The sequence below is a fragment of the Micromonospora sp. ATLC20 genome, assembly GCF_057196585.1.
In genome coordinates this window covers 33,172-50,260 of record NZ_JBXUOV010000015.1, presented here as the reverse complement: position 1 = coordinate 50,260, position 17,089 = coordinate 33,172, and the positions used below count along the sequence as shown (strand labels likewise).

Genomic DNA, 17,089 nt, shown 5'->3' with positions numbered 1-17,089 from the left:
GGACGGCGCGTGGACGGACAAGGAGGTCCGTCCACGCGCCGTCGCCGTACGCGCGGGCGCGCGGGCGCGCGGGCGCGCGTCAGTCCACGACCTCGAACCCGACGCCGGCCGACGGACGCGGCGCGACGTCGCCCGCCGGTGCGATGGGCTCACCCACCTCCTCGGACGCGGCGAGGCGGAACCGCACGTACTCCAGCTCGCCGGAGAACTCGTGCCGGGCCGGGTAGCTCGACGACACCGGCGAGTGGATGCTGCGCCCGACGTCCATGCCGGCGAAGCCGTGAAAGAACGGCAGCAGTCGCGGGAACAGCGCCTCGCCCGCCGCCTCGCCGTCCACGTAGAGGCGGCCGGTGCCCTGGCAGTCGGCCGTCTTCGTCAGCTCGAAGGTCAGCTCCACCGGGCCCAGCGGCAACTCGCCCTCGGACCGCAGCACGTAGTGGGTGCCGAGGTGGTTGTACTCGTACACCAGGTGGTTGTCCTGGATGTGCAGCACGTAGCCGCCGCTGACGTTGCCGAGCACCACGATCACGCCGCCCTGGGTGACGTCGGTGCGGTGCACCCGCGCGGTGATGGCGTGCGAACGGTTCATCGTCGGCGGCACCGCCGCACCGGAGATCGTCGGTACGCCCGCCAGGTACGTGAAGTCCAGCCGGTCCCGCACCGATCCGGGGCGCGGCACCCGGGCCCGGATGGCGAATCCCCTGTCGTCAAGCGGCAGCACGTCGTAGCGGGCCGCCTCGATCCAGAACTCCTCGATGAGACGCCGCAGCACCTCCGGGTGCTCGGCGGCCAGGTCCCGGCTCTCGGTCGGGTCCTCGTCGATCCGGTACAGCTCCCAGCGGTCCTCGTCCCACGAGGTGCCCCGCTCGTGGAACGCGACAGCCTTCCAGCCCTGGTGGTAGATGCCGCGATGGCCGAACATCTCGAAGTACTGGCGGTCCCGCGACGGCGGCGCCGCCGGGTCGCGCAGCCCGTCGCGGAAGCTGCGGCCGTGCAGCGGCATCTGCGGTACGCCCCGGCGCACCGCGGGCGGCCGCACCCCGACGAGGTCCAGCACCGTCGCGGTGACGTCGATGCTGTGCTGGAACTGCGTCCGCACCTCCCCGCCGGGTACGCCACCGGCCGGCCAGCTCAGCACGAACGGCACCCGGACGCCGCCCTCGTGGGTGTGCTGCTTGTAGCGGCGGAACGGGGTGTTGCTGACCTGCGCCCAGCCCAGCGGGTAGTTGCTCTGCGCGCGCGGGCCGCCGATCTCGTCGATCCGGTCCAGGCTGTCCTGGAGGTTCTCCGGCACCCGGTTCTGGAAAGCGGTGGGGTTGAGCGTGCCGAGGGGCGTGCCCTCGGGGCTCGCGCCGTTGTCCGACATGACCACGAAGACGGTGTTGTCGAGCCGGCCGATCCGCTCCAGGAAGTCGACCAGACGCCCGAGCTGGGCGTCGGTGTGGTCGACCATCGCCGCGTACGCCTCCTGCATGCGGGCGAACAGGCGCCGCTGCTCCGGCGGCACGTCGTCCCACGGCACGACGCCGGGGTTGTGCGGTGGCAGCGGCGCCTCCGGCGGGATGATGCCGAGTCCGATCTGCCGCCGGTGCCGGTCCGCGCGGATGACGTCCCAGCCGGCGTCGTAGCGGCCCCGGTACTTCGCCAGGTAGTCCGGCGGGGCCTGGTGCGGCGCGTGCGCCGCGGCGTACGCCAGGTAGAGGAAGAACGGCTTCTCCGGGGTGAACGAGGTCTGGTCCCGGACGAACCCGATGGCCCGGTCGGTGAGGTCCTCGGTGAGGTGGTAGCCCTCCTCCGGGGTGGCCGGCGGGTCCACCTGGTGGTTGTCGTACACCAGCTCCGGATAGAAGTTGTCGGTCTCGGCCTCCAGGAAGCCGTAGTACCGCTCGAAGCCGCGGCCCAGCGGCCACTGGTCGTACGGGCCGGACGGCGTGGTGTGCTCCAGCGGCGCGACGTGCCACTTGCCGACCGCCATCGTGTTGAACCCGGCGTCGGCGAGCATCTCCGCGACTGTGGCCGCGGCGTGGGTGATCCGCCCCCGCCCGCTCGGGAAGCCGCTGTCGAAGTTGGACAGCATGCGCATGCCGACGCTGTGGTGGTTGCGGCCGGTGAGCACGCTGGCCCGGGTCGGCGAGCACAGCGGAGAGGTGTGGAAGTTGGTGTACCGCAGCCCGGAGGCGGCCAGGCGGTCGATCGTCGGGGTGTCGATCTCGGCGCCGAAGCAGCCGAAGTCGGCGAACCCGACGTCGTCCAGCAGCACGTACACCACGTTCGGCGTACCCGCGGCGGCCGATTGCGGCGCGCTCCAGTGCTCCGTCGACTCGCCGTAGGTGCGTCCGATGGTCCCCTCGTACGGAGGGTCCGCCAGAGGTCCGGTCACGGTACGCCTCAGCCGGCCGTCGTGCCGCCGTCGAGGACGAGCGTGTGGCCCGTGATCATGCGCGCCTCGTCGCTGGCGAGGAACACCACCGCGTCGGCGGAGTCGCGCGGCGTCGCCATGCGGCCCAGCGGGATCGACGCCCGGAAGTTCTCCCGCGCGCTGTCCGGCACGTCTCCCATCCCGCCCAGGAACGCCGAGAGCATCGGCGTCTCGGTCGCCGCCGGGGCGATCGCGTTGACCCGGACGCCGTGCGGCGCCAGCTCCAGCGCCAGCGCCTTCATCAGGCCGATGACGCCGTGCTTGGCGGCGGTGTACGGCGCGTACCGGGGACGGGCGATGACGGCCTGCAGCGACGCGGTGAACACGATCGCGCCGCCACCGGCCTCGATCAGCGCGGGCGCGGCGGCCTGCGCGGTCCAGAACGCACCCTTGAGGTTCACGTCGACCACGCGGTCCAGCGTCGCCTCGTCCACCTCGTCGAGCGGGCCGGTGAACGGCGTACCGGCGTTCGCGTGCATGAGGTCGAGCCGGCCGAACCGCTCGACGGCGGTCTCGACGGCGGCGCGGCAGTCGGCGGCCCGGGTGACGTCGCAGGCCACGCCGACCACGGCGGACCCGAAGCCGGCGGCGGCCCCGGCGGCGCGGTCGCCGTCGAGGTCGGCGATGACGACGCGCGCGCCCTCCTCGACGAGCCGGCCGACGGTGGCCAGTCCGATGCCGCTGGCGCCTCCGGTGACGACGGCGACGCGGTCAACCAACCTCATGTGCTGCTCCTGTTGAATCGGTCCAGGAGGTCGCCGCTCAGGGTGGGCACCGCGGACAGCAGCCTCTGGGTGTAGGGGTGCCGGGGGTCGGAGTAGATCGATTCGGTGTCACCCGTCTCGACGATCCGGCCCTGGTTCATCACCGCGATCCGGTCGCAGAGGTACCGGACGACGGACAGGTCGTGGGAGACCAGGATCAGGGTCAGCTTGAACTGCTCGGCCAGGTCGGTGAGCAGGTTGAGGATCTGCGCGCGGACCGAGACGTCGAGCGCGCTGACCGGCTCGTCGCCGACGATGACCTTCGGCCCGGCCGCGAGGGCGCGGGCGATGGCGATGCGCTGCCGCTGGCCGCCGGAGAACTGGTGCGGGTAGCGGGTCACCGCCTCCTCGGGCAGACCCACCGAGTGCATCAGCTCGGCGACGCGGGCCCGGTGGTCGCCGGGCAGGCGCAGCGCGCGCATCGGCTCCGCGATGATGTCCGCGACGCGCATGCGCGGGTTCAGCGACGACATCGGATCCTGGAGCACCATCTGCACGTCGCGGCGCAGGAACCCGAGCCGCCGCTCCGGTACGCCGCTGATCCGCTGCCCGTTGTAGAAGGCGGTGCCGGACGTCGGCTGGTCGAGGGCCATGAGGATGCGCGACAGTGTGGACTTGCCGGAGCCGCTCTCCCCCACGATGCCGAACGCCTCGCCCTCGTGGACCTGCACGCTCACGCCGTCGAGCGCGCGGATCGGCTGGCCCGGCGTACGCAGCGACCGCCGCGGGGCGCGGTACTCGCGCACCACGTCGACGGCTTCCAGCAACGGGGTGGTGGTCATGCGCTGGCCTTCCCGCTTCCTAGGGGCTGGTCGCTCTCGATCGGGTGGTGGCAGGCGGCCCGCTGGGTGCTGCCGGGCGGCGCCGTCAGCAGCGGCACCGTGCCGCAGACGTCGTCGGCGCGCGGGCATCGGTTGCGGTAGACGCAGCCGGTGGGGAACGAACCGAGCGACGGGACGCGGCCCGGGATCGTCGACAGCCGGCCGCTTCCGTCGGTGCTCTCCAGCACCGTGGACGCCCGCAGGCCCGCCGTGTACGGGTGCCGGGGCGAGTCGAACACCGTCGCCACGTCGCCGTGCTCGACGATCGAGCCGCCGTACATGACGAGCAGTTCCTCGCAGATGCTGGCGACGACGGGCAGGTCGTGCGTGATGAGCAGCAGCGACGCGCCCTCCTCGCGCACCAGCGTGTCCATCAGCCGCAGCATCTCCGCCTGCACCGTGACGTCCAGCGCGGTGGTGGGCTCGTCCGCGACCAGCACGGCCGGGTCGCACGCCAGCGCGATGGCGAGCACGACGCGCTGCCGCTGACCGCCGGAGAGCTGGTGCGGGTACTTGCGCGCGGTCCGGTCGGGCTCGGGCAGCTGGACCCGTTCGAGCAGTTCGACGGCCCGGGCCGAGGCCGCCGCGCGGCTCATCCCCTTGTGCAGCCGCAGCGACTCGGCGACCTGGTTGCCGACCCGCATCAGCGGGTTCAGCGCCGTCATCGGCTCCTGGAACACCATGGCGATGTCGTTGCCGCGGACCGCGCACATCTCCCTGTCGGACAGGTCGAGCAGGTTGCGGCCGTTCAGCAGCACCCGCCCGGTCGCGGTCACGCCGTGGGGCAGCAGGCCCATCAGCGCGAGCGCGGTCAGGGACTTGCCGCAGCCGGACTCGCCGATCAGCCCCATCCGCCGGCCCCGCCCGATCTCGAACGAGACGCCCTTGACGGCCTGGATGTCGTGGACCTTGACGACGAGGTCCTCCACCACGAGCCCGCTCACGCCGCTCACCGTCCTCTCAGCCGCGGGTCGAGGGCGTCGCGCAGCCCGTCGCCCATGAGGTTGAAGCCGAGCACCGACAGGGCGATGGCCAGACCGGGCCAGACGGCGAGCATCGGCTGCACGACGAAGTAGTTCTGGGCCTCCTGGAGCATCCGGCCCCAGGTGGGGGTCGGTGGCGGGGTGCCGTACCCGAGGTACGACAGCGCCGCCTCGGCGAGCACCGCGTGCGCGAACGACACCGACGCCTGCACGATGAGCAGGGCCGCGATGTTCGGCAGCACGTACCGGACCATGAGCACCACGCCCCGGCGGCCGTAGCTGCGCGCGGCGAGCACGAAGTCGCTTTGCAGCACCTGCATCGCGCCGGCCCGGGTGAGGCGGCCGAACACCGGCACGTTGGCGACGCCGATCGCGATCATGCCGGTGAGCGTGGAGGCACCGAAGCCGGCGGCCAGGATGATGGCCAGCAGGATGGCCGGGAACGCGAACACGATGTCCAGCGCCCGCATCACCGGCTCGCTGAGCCAGCGGTGCCCGGTGGCGGCGAGCAGACCCAGAGGTACGCCCACAGCGGCGGCGATCGCGACGGCGACCACACCGACGAACAGTGTGGTCCGCGCGCCGACGAGGAGCTGGCTGACGATGTCCCGGCCGAAGTGGTCGGTGCCGAGCCAGTGGTCCCCACCCGGGGACAGCAGCGTCTGCGACGGGTCGACCCGGGTGGGGTCGTACGGCGTCCAGAGGAACGACACGAGCGCGGTGAGGACGACCAGGCCCACCAGGCCGGCGCCGATCACCAGCGTGAGGTTCCAGCGGCGGCGCGGCTTGACGGGGCCGGCCGCGACGACGTCGGCGGTGGCGTCCGGTGGGGCGTCGGCGACTGATGTCATGCCTTGCTCCTCAGCCTGGGGTCGACCGCGTGGTACACCACGTCGACGACGAAGTTGATCAGAAGCACCGCGGCGGTCAGCACCATCACGGTGCCCTGCACCTTCAGCAGGTCGCGGTTGCCGACGTCCTGCAGCAGCATCCGGCCGAGGCCGGGCAGGCCGAAGACGTTCTCGATCACGACGGTGCCGATGAGCAGCGTCGCGAGTTGCAGACCGAGGACGGTGATGACCGGGATGGCCGCGTTGCGCAGTGCGTGCCGGGTCAGCGCCTGCGAGCGGCTGAGCCCCTTGGCCCGCGCGGTCTGGATGAAGTCCTCCTGCATGACCTCGACCACCGCGGACCGGACGTAGCGCATCAGGATCGCGCCCTGGGCCACGCCGAGGACCAGCGCCGGCATCAGCAGGGCCTGCACGGCGCCGCCGACGTCGTCCCATCCGGTGAACCCGCCGGCGGGCAGCCACTGCAACTTCACCGCGAACACGGTGATGAGCAGGATGCCCAGCCAGAACGACGGCACGGCGATGCCGACCTGGCTCAGCGCGGACAGCGCCGTCCCGATCGCGGTGCGGCTCTTCACCGCGGCGAGGATGCCCAGCGGTACGGCGATGAGCAGCGCCAGCGTCATCCCGGCCAGGATCAGCGGCACCGTCACGCCGAGCTTGTCGGCGATCTCCGAGCCGACCGACACCCCGCTGAGCGGCGAGATGCCGAAGTCACCGCGGATCAGGCCGCCCGCCCAGTCGAGGTACCGCTCGGTGAACGGCCGGTTCGTCCCGAACTGTTCCCGCAGCGCCTCCAGCGCCTCCGGGGTCGCGTTCACACCCAGCATCGCCTGCGCCTGGTCGCCCGGCAGCAGCGAGAGCATCGTGAAGACGAGGATCGACGCGGCGAACAGGGATACCGCGAGGATGGCCAGCCGCCGGACGAAGTAGATCACCATGCGTGTGTGCTCCCACTCCGAGTCATGGCCTGATCATCACCATCTTGGTCACGGTCAGCTCCTCCATGGCGAAGCGCGGTCCCTCCCGGCCGATGCCGGAGTCCTTGACGCCGCCGTACGGCATGTTGTCGGCGCGGAAGCCGGGCACCTCGTTGACGAGCACCCCGCCGACGTCGAGACGGCGCACGACGTCCAGGGCCACCGCCAGATCACGGGTGAAGACGGCGGCCTGGAGCCCGTAGCGCGACCGGTTGACCAGCTCGACCGCGGCGTCCATGTCGGGCACCGACCGGACGCAGACCACCGGACCGAAGATCTCCTCCGCCCAGCACTCGGCGTCCTCGGGGACGTCGACGAGCACAGTCGGTTGCAGCACCCGGCCCTGCGCCGTACCGCCGGCCAGGCAGCGCGCCCCGGCGGCGACCGCGCGGTCCACCCACGAGTGGACCCGCTCGGTGGACGCCTCGTCCACCAGGGCGGACACACGGGTGTCGGCGGACCGGGGGTCACCGGTGGTGACCGTCGCCAGCAGCGGCTGGAGGCGGTCCAGCAGCGCCTCGCGGACCGGCTCCTCGACGATCACCCGCTGCACGCTGATGCACGCCTGACCGGAGGCGTAGAACCCGCCGCGTACGACCGCTTCGGCGGCCCGGTCGAGGTCGGCGTCGCGGCCGACGACGAGCGCCGCGTTGGACCCGAGTTCCAGCAGCACCTTGCGCGGGGCCGCGGCGCGGGCGATCTGGTGGCCGACGTGCGCCGACCCGGTGAACGACACGGCCGCGACGCCGGGGTGCGTGGTCAGGAGCTTGCCGACCTCGACGCCACCGGTGACGAGCTGGACGCCCGCGGCCGGGCAGCCCGCCGCGCGGAACAGGTCCACGAGCACGAGCGTGGCCAGCGGCGTGTTCGGCGCCGGCTTGACGATCACCGGGCAGCCCGCCGCGATCGACGGCGCGACCTTGTGGGCGGCCAGGAGCAGCGGGTAGTTGAACCCGGTGATGCCGACGACGACGCCGACCGGGCGGCGTACCCAGAAACCGAGCATGCCCTCGCCGGCCGGCTGCATGTCCAGCGCCACCGTCTCGCCGGTCAGGTGCCCGACCTCCTCGGCGGCCGTCTCCAGCGTGACAAGCGTGCGGGCGACCTCGACCCGGCAGTCGACGAGCGGCTTGCCGGTCTCCAGGACCAGCAGCTCGGCCAGCGAATCGGCGCGGGCGCGCACCTCGGCGGCGACTGCCGTCAGGATCGCGCGCCGCCGGTGGCCGGGCAGCCCGGCCATCTCCGCGGCGACCCCCTGCGCGGCCTCGACAGCCGCCTCCGCGTCGGCGGTGTCGCCCCACGGCGCCTGGGTGACTGTGCTGCCGTCGTACGGGAAGCGCACCGGCGCGGTCTGCGCGGTGCTGGTCCAGCCCGCGCCGATCGGCAGTCCGGCGGGCAGCGCGGTCAGCAGCTCCTGCGCGGTCACGACGCCGCACCCGCCCGGGCGCCGGTGGCACCGGTGAGGAAGGCCAGCGCCGCCTCGGCGTACACCTTCGTCTTGCGGACGATGTCGTCGACCTCGACGTACTCGTCGGGCTGGTGGGCGATCCACTTCGGGCCGGGGCCGTACACCACGTTCGGGATGCCGCTGTCGCGCCACAGGATGGTGCCGTCGGTCGCGCCGGGCACGCCGCCGAAGACGGGCTCGGCACCGGTGACGGCGCGGTGCGCCCCGGCCACGGCGAGCGAGATCGGGTGGTCCTCCGGTGTCACCGCGCACGGCCGGTCGTCGACGACCTCGACGGCGAAGGTGACGCCGTGCCGGGCGCCGATGGCGTCGGCGTCGGAGCGGACCCGCGCGGCGAGGGCGGCGTGGTCGACACCGGGTACGGTCCGGCAGTCCACGCCGAGGACGGCGCGACCGGGGATGACGTTGAGCTGGTCGGCGGAGCCGGCGTCCAGGACCGTGGGGGTCAGGTACGTCGGGCCGAGGTGCACGTGCTCACCCGGGTCGGCCTGCAGTTCCTTCTGGTACCGGCCGAGCGCGGCGACCAGCTCGGCCACCGCGGGGACGGGGTTGCGGCCGTGCTGCGGCATCGCGCCGTGCGCCATCTTGCCGGTGCAGGTGACAAGCAGCCGGACGGCGCCCTTGGCGACCGCGCAGATCTCCTCCGCCTCCGGCTCACAGATGATCGCGGCGTCCACCTCGCGGGCCAGCGCCGTGGTGGTGAAGTGCTTCGCCCCGAGCATCTGGCCCTCCTCGTCCACCAGGGCCGCCACCACGATCCGGCCCGGGAACGGCCCGGCCAGCTCGACGGCCCGGGCCGCGTGGATCATCGCGGCGACGCCGGCCTTCATGTCGGCGGAGCCGCGACCGTACAGCCGCCCGTCGACGATGTCGCCGCCGAACGGGTCGACGGTCCACTCCTCGGGAGCGCCCTCGGTGACGACGTCGGTGTGCCCCTCGAACATCAGCGTCGGGCCGGGCAGGCCGCCGTCCACCACAGCGACGACGTTGGGGCGCCCGGGGACGACCTCGGTGGCCTCCGGCCGCCAGCCGAACCCCCGCATGACCTGCGCGACGAGTTCCGCCGCGGGCTGCTCGCTTCGCCCGCGCCCCGCGTCCCAGGTCGAAGGGATGCGGACCAGGTCCTGGGTGAGCGACACGACGGCTTGCTCGTCCACGAGATGGCCGGCGCGGAGGGAGGCGTGGGTGTCCGACGTCATGGCGTCGGAGGTTACGAACTCCGCCCCCGGAGGGGAACGTCCAGTTTCCGGGTCGGCGGGGGTACCAGTCGCGGCCGGACCTGGTCTTCTACCGCCTCGACGACCCGCCGCACCCCCTCGTCGATCCGGTCCAGCGGCATCACCTGGTACCCCAGGCGCAGGTGGTGACGCGGGGCCGGCCGGGCGGCCCAGTACGGCGCGCCCGGGTCCAGCAGCACGCCCTGCCGGCGCAGCTCGCGGGCCAGTTCACCGGCGTCCAGCCCCGGCGGGCCGGTGATCCACCGGGCCAGCCCGCCGCGCGGCACCGGCTGCGGTCCCCAGCGCACGTGCCGCTCGACCGCCCGCACCATCTCCTCGTACAGCCCCAGGTAGTGGGCGCGGACGCGGCGCACGTGACGGGCCAGGTCGCGGCTGGCGATCATCTGCGCGAGGGCGCGTTGCATCGGGCCGGGCGGGTGACGCAGCACGTAGCGGGAGCGGGCCCGCATGGCGTCCACGAGCGCCGGGGACGCCACCACGTACCCGAGCCGCAGGCCGGGCGCCAGCAGTTTGCTGAAGCTGCCGAGGTAGACCACGCGGTCCTCGTCGTCGAGCGCCCGCACCGCCACCGCGGGCATCCCCCGGAACGTCATCTCCGGGTCGTAGTCGTCCTCGATCACCACCGCGTCCGCCGCGCCCGCCCGGCGCAGCAGCTCCTCACGGCGGGACGCCGACATGGTCGCGCCGGTCGGGTACTGGTGGCTCGGCGTGACGTAGACGAGCTGGGCGCCGTGCAGGTCGGCCGGCAGGTCCTCGACGACCAGGCCGTCCTCGTCGACCGCGCCGGGCACCACGTCGGCGCCGGCCATCTGCATGATCGTCCGCGCGTCGGGGTAGCCGGGGTCCTCGACGAGCACCACGCTGCCCGGCCGGACGAGGACGCTCGCCAGCAGGTGCAGCGCGTGCGTCGAACCCAGCGTGATCATCACCTGGTCCGGGTGGGCGGAGATGCCGCGCGCGGGCAGCACGTGCTCGCAGAGCTGACGCACCAGCTCCGGGTCGTCGGCCTGGCCGGCGTCCCCGATGACACGGGACAGCCCGTCCTGCCGCAGCGCCTCCCGCTGCGCCCGCTCCCACGCGCCGATCGGGAACATGGACGGGTCGGGCTGGCCGACCACGAACGGGAACGGCGCCCGTGACCAGGCCGGATCCCGGTGCACCGGCGTGGGCGGCGGTTCCGGCAGCCGCGCCTCCCAGTCGATCGGCTGCATCGGCGAGCGGGCGGTCCGCCGCGCGGCCCGCATCCGCACCACCGCGTCGGAGGAGACGTAGAGACCGCGCCGCGGAACGGTCACGATCAGACCCTGCTCCATGAGCCGGTCGTACGCGGTCAGCACCGTGTTCCGGGAGACGCCGAGCGCCTCGGCCAGGCGGCGGGTGCTCGGCAGCGGGCCGTCGTCGTACTGCCCGGCGAGGATGGCGTCCTCGAGCCCGGTGATGATCTGTTCGTAGAGCGGAACCGTGCTCTGCGGGTTGACCGGCAGCAGGAAATCCGCCACCTCGACCTCCCACTCCCGCGGGGGTCTCGCCTCGTCCCGTCGTCGTACGCCCTGCACACGCCCCATGCGTCCCGCTGGTACTAGCCTAGCCGGAGACCTGGACCTGTTGCGGAGGGCCCGTTCCCGCCACGCTTGGCCGGGCGATGGCAGGTGACGGTCTCCTGCACGCGGACAGGGGTGGACTCATGAGCGCCCAGCGAATCGCGCTGGTGCCCGGCGACGGCATCGGACCGGAGGTCACCGCGCAGGCGGTCAAGGCGTGCGACGCCGCCGCCCGACGGTTCGGGATCGACCTGGTCTGGGAGGACTACGAACTCGGCGCGGACTACTGGCGGATAACAGGCCAGGTCGTGCCGCCGGACGTGGAACAGGAACTGGCAAAGGCGGACGCCATCCTCTTCGGCGCCGTCGGTGACCCGTCGGTGCCGCCCGGCGTGCTCGAACGCGGCCTGGTCATCCACCTGCGGACCGCGTTCGACCAGTACGTGAACCTGCGGCCGGTCAAGCTGCTACCGGGTGTGCCCACGCCCATCGGCGGCCTGCGCCCCGAGCAGTGCGACCTGGTGATCCTGCGGGAGAACACCGAGGGCGCGTACGTCGGCGCGGGCGGCTTCATCCACCGCGGCGGGCCGGACGAGATCGCCACCCAGGAGTCGGTGAACACCCGCAAGGGCGTCGAGCGCCTCATCCGGCACGGTTTCCGGCTGGCCCTGGGCCGCCGCAAGCACGTGACGCTGGTGCACAAGGCGAACATCCTCACCTACGCCGGCGACCTGTGGCAGCGGACCTTCGAGGAGGTCTCGGCGGAGTACCCGGACATCGCTGTGGACTACGTACACGTCGACGCGATGTGCCTCTACCTGGTGACGCAGCCGGAGCGGTTCGACGTCGTGGTCACCGACAACCTGTTCGGCGACATCATCACCGACCTGGGCGCCGCGGTGCAGGGCGGTCTCGGCCTGGCCGCCAGCGGCAACCTCAACCCGACCGGGTCGGCGCCGAGCATGTTCGAGCCGGTGCACGGCTCCGCGCCGGACATCGCCGGCCGCGGCTGGGCCAACCCCGCCGGGTCGATCCTCAGCGCCGCGCTGATGCTGGAGCACCTGGGTCACCCGGAGGCGGCCCGCAGCCTGGAGGACGGCGTGAAGGCGGTGCTGCCGCGCCTGGGCGCCATGCGCGGGCCGGAGATGGGCATGTCGACCGAGGACTTCGGCGACGCGGTCGCCGCCGTCATCGGCGAGGGCGCGCACCAGGCGGACGCCCTGCCGGCGTGACACGGATGTGAGCACCGAACCGGATCCGGACGGCGGCGGGGGCACTCCCCCGCCGTCGCCGTGTTGCGCGCCGAGACGCCCGCCCGCCGCCGGCACCGGCGCCGCGGCGGGCGCGAGTGCCGTCCGCTCACCACACGGGGGTACGGACGACCTGATCGCACTGCCCGGCGGCACCTTCCTCATGGGCACCGACGACCCGGAGGGCTTCCCGGAGCACCTGGAGGGACCGGTCCGGCCGGTGACCGTGGGCCCGTTCGCGATCGGCGCGACACCGGTGACGAACCGGCAGTTCGCCCGCTTCGCCGACGCCACCGGCTACCGCACTGATGCGGAGCGGTACGGCTGGTCGTTCGTCTTCCACCTGCTGCTGGCGCCGTCCGCGCGCCCGTACGTGCTGGACGCGTCCGTGCCGCAGGCGCCGTGGTGGCTGGCCGTCGAGGGGGCGTACTGGGCCGCCCCGGACGGGCCCGGGTCGGACGTACGGGGACGCGAGCGGCACCCGGTCGTCCACGTCTCGCACCGGGACGCCGAGGCATACTGCCTGTGGTCCGGCACCCGGCTGGCGACCGAGGCGGAGTGGGAGTACGCGGCGCGCGGCGGCCTGTCGCAGGCCCGCTACGCCTGGGGCGACGAGCTGACCCCGGACGGGCGGCACATGTGCAACATCTGGCAGGGCGTCTTCCCGACTGTCAACACCGCGGAAGACGGGTTCGCGGGCACCTCTCCGGTGACCGCGTTTCCGCCGAACGGCTACGGCCTGTACGACGTCGCGGGCAACGTTTGGGAACTCACGGCCGAACCCTGGCGCGACCACCGCGGCCGCATCTCACCAGGTGAGAGCGTCATCAGGGGTGGTTCGTACCTGTGCCACGACTCCTACTGCAACCGATACCGCGTGGCAGCACGGAGTCGGACCACCGTCGACTCGTCGACCGGCAACACCGGGTTCCGGGTGGCCCGGTAGCCGGACGCTGATTGGTACCTGCCGACCCCGCTGAACTGGCCCTTTTGCATCGGGTACCACGCTCATAGTGTCCCGCCTCACAGGCTACGAGCGCCCTTGGCGTTCTTCGCGATGGGACACACGAATGAATCGGCTGAAGATAACGCTGCCCGCCGTGCTGCTCGCCACGGCGCTGGCTCTGACCGCGTGCAGTAGCGACGGCGACTCCGAGACCACCACCGGCGGTGGTTCCGGCAACGGTACGGTCACCCTCGGCGCCTACCTCGAGCCGGTGAGCCTCGACCTGACCGCCGAGGCCGGCGCCGCGATCCCGCAGGTCCTGCTCTACAACGTGTACGAGGGCCTGGTGCGCCAGAACGCCGGTACCGGCGAGGTGGAGCCGCTGTTGGCCAGCGAGTGGAAGGTGTCCGACGACGGCACCAAGTACTCGTTCAAGCTGCGCGACGGCGTGACCTTCCACGACGGCCAGAAGCTCACCGCGCAGGACGTGGTGTGGAGCTTCAAGCGGGTCACCGCCGAGGGCTCGACGAACCCGTTCAAGTCGCAGATGACAGTCGTGAAGACCGTCGAGGCGCCCGATGCCTCCACCGTGGATGTGACGCTGTCCCGGCCCAGCCAGAGCTGGCTGTTCGACGTCGCCGGCCGGGTCGGTGTGGTGCTCAAGGAGAACGCCACCGACCTGGGCACGAAGCCGAACGGCACCGGCCCGTTCAAGTTCGACAAGTGGAACCGCGGCGACAGCATCACGCTGGTGCGCAACGACGGCTACTGGGGTGAGAAGGCCAAGGTCGGCACCGCCGTCTTCCGGTACATCACCGACGCCAACGCGCTGAACAACGCGATGCTCTCCGGCCAGCTCGACATCGTGGCGAACATCCAGGCGCCGCAGCTGCTCGAGGTGTTCAAGGGCAACAAGCAGTTCGAGGTGGTCGAGGGCAAGACGACCGGTGAGGTCGTCCTGGCGATGAACAACGCCAAGGGCCCGCTGGCCGACGCCCGGGTGCGCCAGGCCATCCGCCACGCGATCGACCACGACGCGCTCATCAAGACCGTCTGGTCCGGGTACGGCACGAAGATCGGCAGCATGGTGCCGCCGAGCGACCCGTGGTACGAGGACCGCACCGGCGACTTCCCGCACGACCCCGCCAAGGCCAAGCAGCTGCTCGCCGAGGCTGGTCACGCAGGCGGGCTCACCCTGACCATGGACGTCCCGCCGCCCGGCTACGCCCGCGCCTCCGCGCAGTTCGTCGCCTCGCAGCTCGCCGAGGTCGGCATCAAGGTGACCCAGAACAACGTCGAGATGCCGCAGTGGCTCGACAAGGTGCTCGGCAAGGCCAACTACGACCTGTCGATCATCGCCCACGTCGAGCCGCGTGACCTGGTCCGCTACGGCCAGCCGGAGTACTACTACCGCTACAAGAACCCGGCCGTCACGCAGCTCATGAACGAGGCCGACACGGCTCTGGACGCGGCGACCCGGGACAAGAAGTTCGCCGAGGCCGCGAAGGTCATCTCGCAGGAGGCCGCCAGCGACTGGCTGTTCCTGCTGCCGAACCTCGCGGTGATCCGCGACGGCGTCGAGGGCTACCCGAAGGACGCGGTGACCCAGTCCTTCGACGTCACCAAGGTCTCCAAGAAGTAACCGCACCACGCACACAGAAGGACCTGGTGGGCTCCCGCCCACCAGGTCCTTCTGTCATCCCCCGCTCCCCGCTCCCCGCGATCTTGCACTTGCGGCCCCTGGTGCGGGGGATTTGACCCCGTTCGCCAGGGCATCAAGTGCAAGATCGACGGGCTAGGAGGGCCGGGGACGCCCGAGGAGCCGTGATCGGTGCGCAGTGGACTGACGCAGTCGAGGTGCTGCCCGCGTGTAGCCCTGCGCGTCCGGGACCGCGGGGCGTCGACACAACGCACTGCCGAGCGAGGGCTAAGCCGCGGTGGACGTGTTCCGCCCGGGCCGACGACCACGTCCAGCCCTACGGTGCGGCCTCTACGTTGGGCGCCAGCGCGATGCACCGGGCTGCCGAGGGACGGCGCGATCCCCTCGCGCTCCACACGCCAGGAGCTGACGTGCTGCGAAGTGAGTCGGCCTTGGACGCCCCGCTCCGCCGATCTTGGAGTTGTGGCGCCTGGGATGCCCTGTATGCGAGCTGTGCGAGGTGCCACAACTCCAAGATCGACGGTCACATCAAGCGCGGACCGGCGGGCTGGGAACGACGTGAGGCGGGTCCCGTCCGGGTGGACGGAACCCGCCTCGATCGTCACGCGCCTACGGTGCCGGCGCGAGGTGAGACAGCGTGTGTGTCAGCTGAGCGGGGCGGAGGGCGTCCGGCGGCGTCCCCGCAGGTGCATCCCCAGCAGGCCGACACCGAGGATGGCGGCGGCCAGCAGGCCCGTGGTCACGCCCGTCGAGAGCGTGGGACCACCGGTGTTACCGGAGGCGAGAACCATGCCGTTCTGCGACTCCTGACCGGCGTCGTTCGTGGTGTTGCCCGCCGGAGCGGCCTTGGGCTTGGGCTTGTCCTTGCCCTTGCCGTTGTCGGCACCGGCCGGCGCGGGGACCGGGGTCTGCGCCAGCGCCTGCGTCGCCGCGGCGAAGGTCTCCGGCGTCACGTCCGGGGCGTTGCCCTGGGTACGCCACTGCTTGAGCTGCTTCATGCCCTTGCAGGCCGAGGGGTAGCGGTCGCAGTAGCTGGTGGTGTTGCCGATGCTCTCGGACGAGAGGACCGCCTTGGCGATGGCACGGGCGAGCGTGCTGGCGCCGGCGTTGAAGATGGCGTTGAGCTGGCGGCTGTCGGCCGGGTCGTTGATCTGGAGCGCCTCGCCCTTGCCGGTGGACACCGCGAACACGGTGTCGCCGTCGCCGAGCGTGTGGATCGGGCTGATCGCGCGGGCCATGCCGTCGTGCGCGTTGCCGGACATGCGCTGCGCGGCGGCCTTCTCCAGCGGGGCGTTGGTGGCGACCACGGCGATCGTGGTGTTTGCCGGCTGCTCGGCGGCGGCGGCCGGCGGCGTCGGCGGGTTGCACTCCTTCTTCTTGGGAGCCTTGTACCCGGCGAACTCGTCGCCGATGCCGTACTTGACGCCGTACAGGGTGCAGTCGGCCGGGTCGACCGGGGAGCCGGCCGGGTTGACGATCACCATCGCGCCGACGTAGATGCCGTCGCCGAGGTGGACGCTCGCGGTGCCGACGCCGCCGCGCATGCCGCCGCCACGGGCACCGGTGCCACCGCCGACGCCGCCCTGGCGAACGGGACCGTCCGAGGTGGCCTGTGCCGCGAGGTAGCCCCACTCGGCGGAGGTGCGGGCCTTCGGGTCGCCGCCGCGGCCGAGGTCGAAGATGTCAGCGGCCGGCACGATCGGGGCCACACCGCCGGCGCCGACGCGTACGCCCTCGCCGCGGTCCTCCAGCCAGCGGATGATGCCGTTGGTGGCCGACAGGCCGTACATGCTGCTGCCGCCGAGCTGGATCGCGTTGACGCCCGGGTTGGAGTTGAGCGGGCTGAGCAGGTCGGTCTCCTTGGTGGCGGGGGCGCCACCACGCTGGTCCACACTCGCCACGGACATCTGCGGCATGTAGACGACCGAGGTGCCGGTCAGGTACGGAGCGGTGTCGGACTGGACCTGCCCGACCTGGATGCCGGGGACGTCGGTGATGGCGTTGTGGGCGCCCGGGGCACCGGCGGCGGGGTTGGCCGACGCGGGCGACCCGACGAGCACGAGTCCCGGACAGACCAGGGCTGCCGCGGCGAACGCGGCGAATCTGGACGACTTCATGCAGCTTCTCCCATGTGAAGCGGTGCGACCTCCGCCCCGATCCGGGGCGGT

13 protein-coding genes are annotated in these 17,089 nt (G+C 72.2%); 3 read left to right on the top strand and 10 right to left on the bottom strand.

All coding sequences use genetic code 11. The annotated features are described in order from the left end of the window. Nucleotides 1–79 precede the first annotated feature (79 nt). From AC2CHG_RS05910 to pdxR, 9 genes are read right to left on the bottom strand one after another with little or no spacing between them, the layout of a single operon-like run. The gene (locus AC2CHG_RS05910) at nt 80–2,380 is read right to left on the bottom strand and encodes an arylsulfatase (RefSeq protein ID WP_484524312.1); all 2,301 of its coding nucleotides are present in this window, start codon (nt 2,378–2,380) and stop codon (nt 80–82) included. 8 nt (nt 2,381–2,388) lie between these two features. Then, nucleotides 2,389–3,144, bottom strand: coding sequence for an SDR family NAD(P)-dependent oxidoreductase (locus AC2CHG_RS05905; protein WP_262014044.1), 756 nt, complete (start codon nt 3,142–3,144; stop codon nt 2,389–2,391). After that, complete coding sequence (locus AC2CHG_RS05900) at nt 3,141–3,965, bottom strand: ATP-binding cassette domain-containing protein (protein ID WP_318333014.1); 825 nt, start codon at nt 3,963–3,965, stop codon at nt 3,141–3,143. Before AC2CHG_RS05900 ends, AC2CHG_RS05905 begins: the two co-directional genes overlap by 4 nt. Then, the gene (locus tag AC2CHG_RS05895) at nt 3,962–4,948 is read right to left on the bottom strand and encodes an ABC transporter ATP-binding protein (protein WP_484524311.1); all 987 of its coding nucleotides are present in this window, start codon (nt 4,946–4,948) and stop codon (nt 3,962–3,964) included. Before AC2CHG_RS05895 ends, AC2CHG_RS05900 begins: the two co-directional genes overlap by 4 nt. Nucleotides 4,949–4,953: 5 nt before the next feature. Beyond that, nucleotides 4,954–5,838 (bottom strand): ABC transporter permease, encoded by an 885-nt coding sequence (locus AC2CHG_RS05890; RefSeq protein ID WP_013288207.1) that lies wholly within the window; start codon nt 5,836–5,838, stop codon nt 4,954–4,956. Next, nucleotides 5,835–6,779: an ABC transporter permease gene (locus tag AC2CHG_RS05885; RefSeq protein WP_194800627.1), complete on the bottom strand. Its 945-nt coding sequence runs from the start codon at nt 6,777–6,779 to the stop codon at nt 5,835–5,837. Before AC2CHG_RS05885 ends, AC2CHG_RS05890 begins: the two co-directional genes overlap by 4 nt. A 22-nt stretch (nt 6,780–6,801) precedes the next feature. After that, nucleotides 6,802–8,244, bottom strand: a complete 1,443-nt coding sequence (locus tag AC2CHG_RS05880) for an aldehyde dehydrogenase family protein (protein WP_484524310.1) — start codon at nt 8,242–8,244, stop codon at nt 6,802–6,804. Then, nucleotides 8,241–9,485 carry a M20 family metallopeptidase gene (locus AC2CHG_RS05875; RefSeq protein ID WP_484524309.1) on the bottom strand — a complete coding sequence of 415 codons (1,245 nt, stop codon included), beginning with the start codon at nt 9,483–9,485 and terminating at the stop codon, nt 8,241–8,243. Before AC2CHG_RS05875 ends, AC2CHG_RS05880 begins: the two co-directional genes overlap by 4 nt. 11 nt (nt 9,486–9,496) lie before the next feature. Then, nucleotides 9,497–11,089 (bottom strand): MocR-like pyridoxine biosynthesis transcription factor PdxR, encoded by a 1,593-nt coding sequence (gene pdxR / locus AC2CHG_RS05870; protein WP_484524308.1) that lies wholly within the window; start codon nt 11,087–11,089, stop codon nt 9,497–9,499. 119 nt (nt 11,090–11,208) lie between these two features. Here pdxR and AC2CHG_RS05865 point away from each other — a divergent pair, with 119 nt between their 5' ends. The 3 genes from AC2CHG_RS05865 to AC2CHG_RS05855 all read left to right on the top strand — a co-directional run bounded on the left by AC2CHG_RS05865 (nt 11,209) and on the right by AC2CHG_RS05855 (nt 14,903). After that, the gene (locus AC2CHG_RS05865; RefSeq protein ID WP_262014038.1) at nt 11,209–12,297 is read left to right on the top strand and encodes a 3-isopropylmalate dehydrogenase; all 1,089 of its coding nucleotides are present in this window, start codon (nt 11,209–11,211) and stop codon (nt 12,295–12,297) included. A 7-nt stretch (nt 12,298–12,304) separates the two neighbouring features. After that, a complete protein-coding gene (locus AC2CHG_RS05860) occupies nt 12,305–13,261 on the top strand; it encodes a formylglycine-generating enzyme family protein (protein ID WP_484524307.1) in 957 nt (318 codons plus the stop codon). 124 nt (nt 13,262–13,385) lie between these two features. Next, on the top strand, nt 13,386–14,903 hold the full coding sequence (locus AC2CHG_RS05855) for an ABC transporter substrate-binding protein (protein ID WP_262014036.1): 1,518 nt from the start codon (nt 13,386–13,388) through the stop codon (nt 14,901–14,903). A 662-nt stretch (nt 14,904–15,565) separates the two neighbouring features. On the opposite strand, the gene AC2CHG_RS05850 is transcribed toward AC2CHG_RS05855, so the two are convergent. Next, on the bottom strand, nt 15,566–17,038 hold the full coding sequence (locus tag AC2CHG_RS05850; protein WP_484524306.1) for a P1 family peptidase: 1,473 nt from the start codon (nt 17,036–17,038) through the stop codon (nt 15,566–15,568). Between the last annotated feature and the right edge of the window lie 51 nt (nt 17,039–17,089).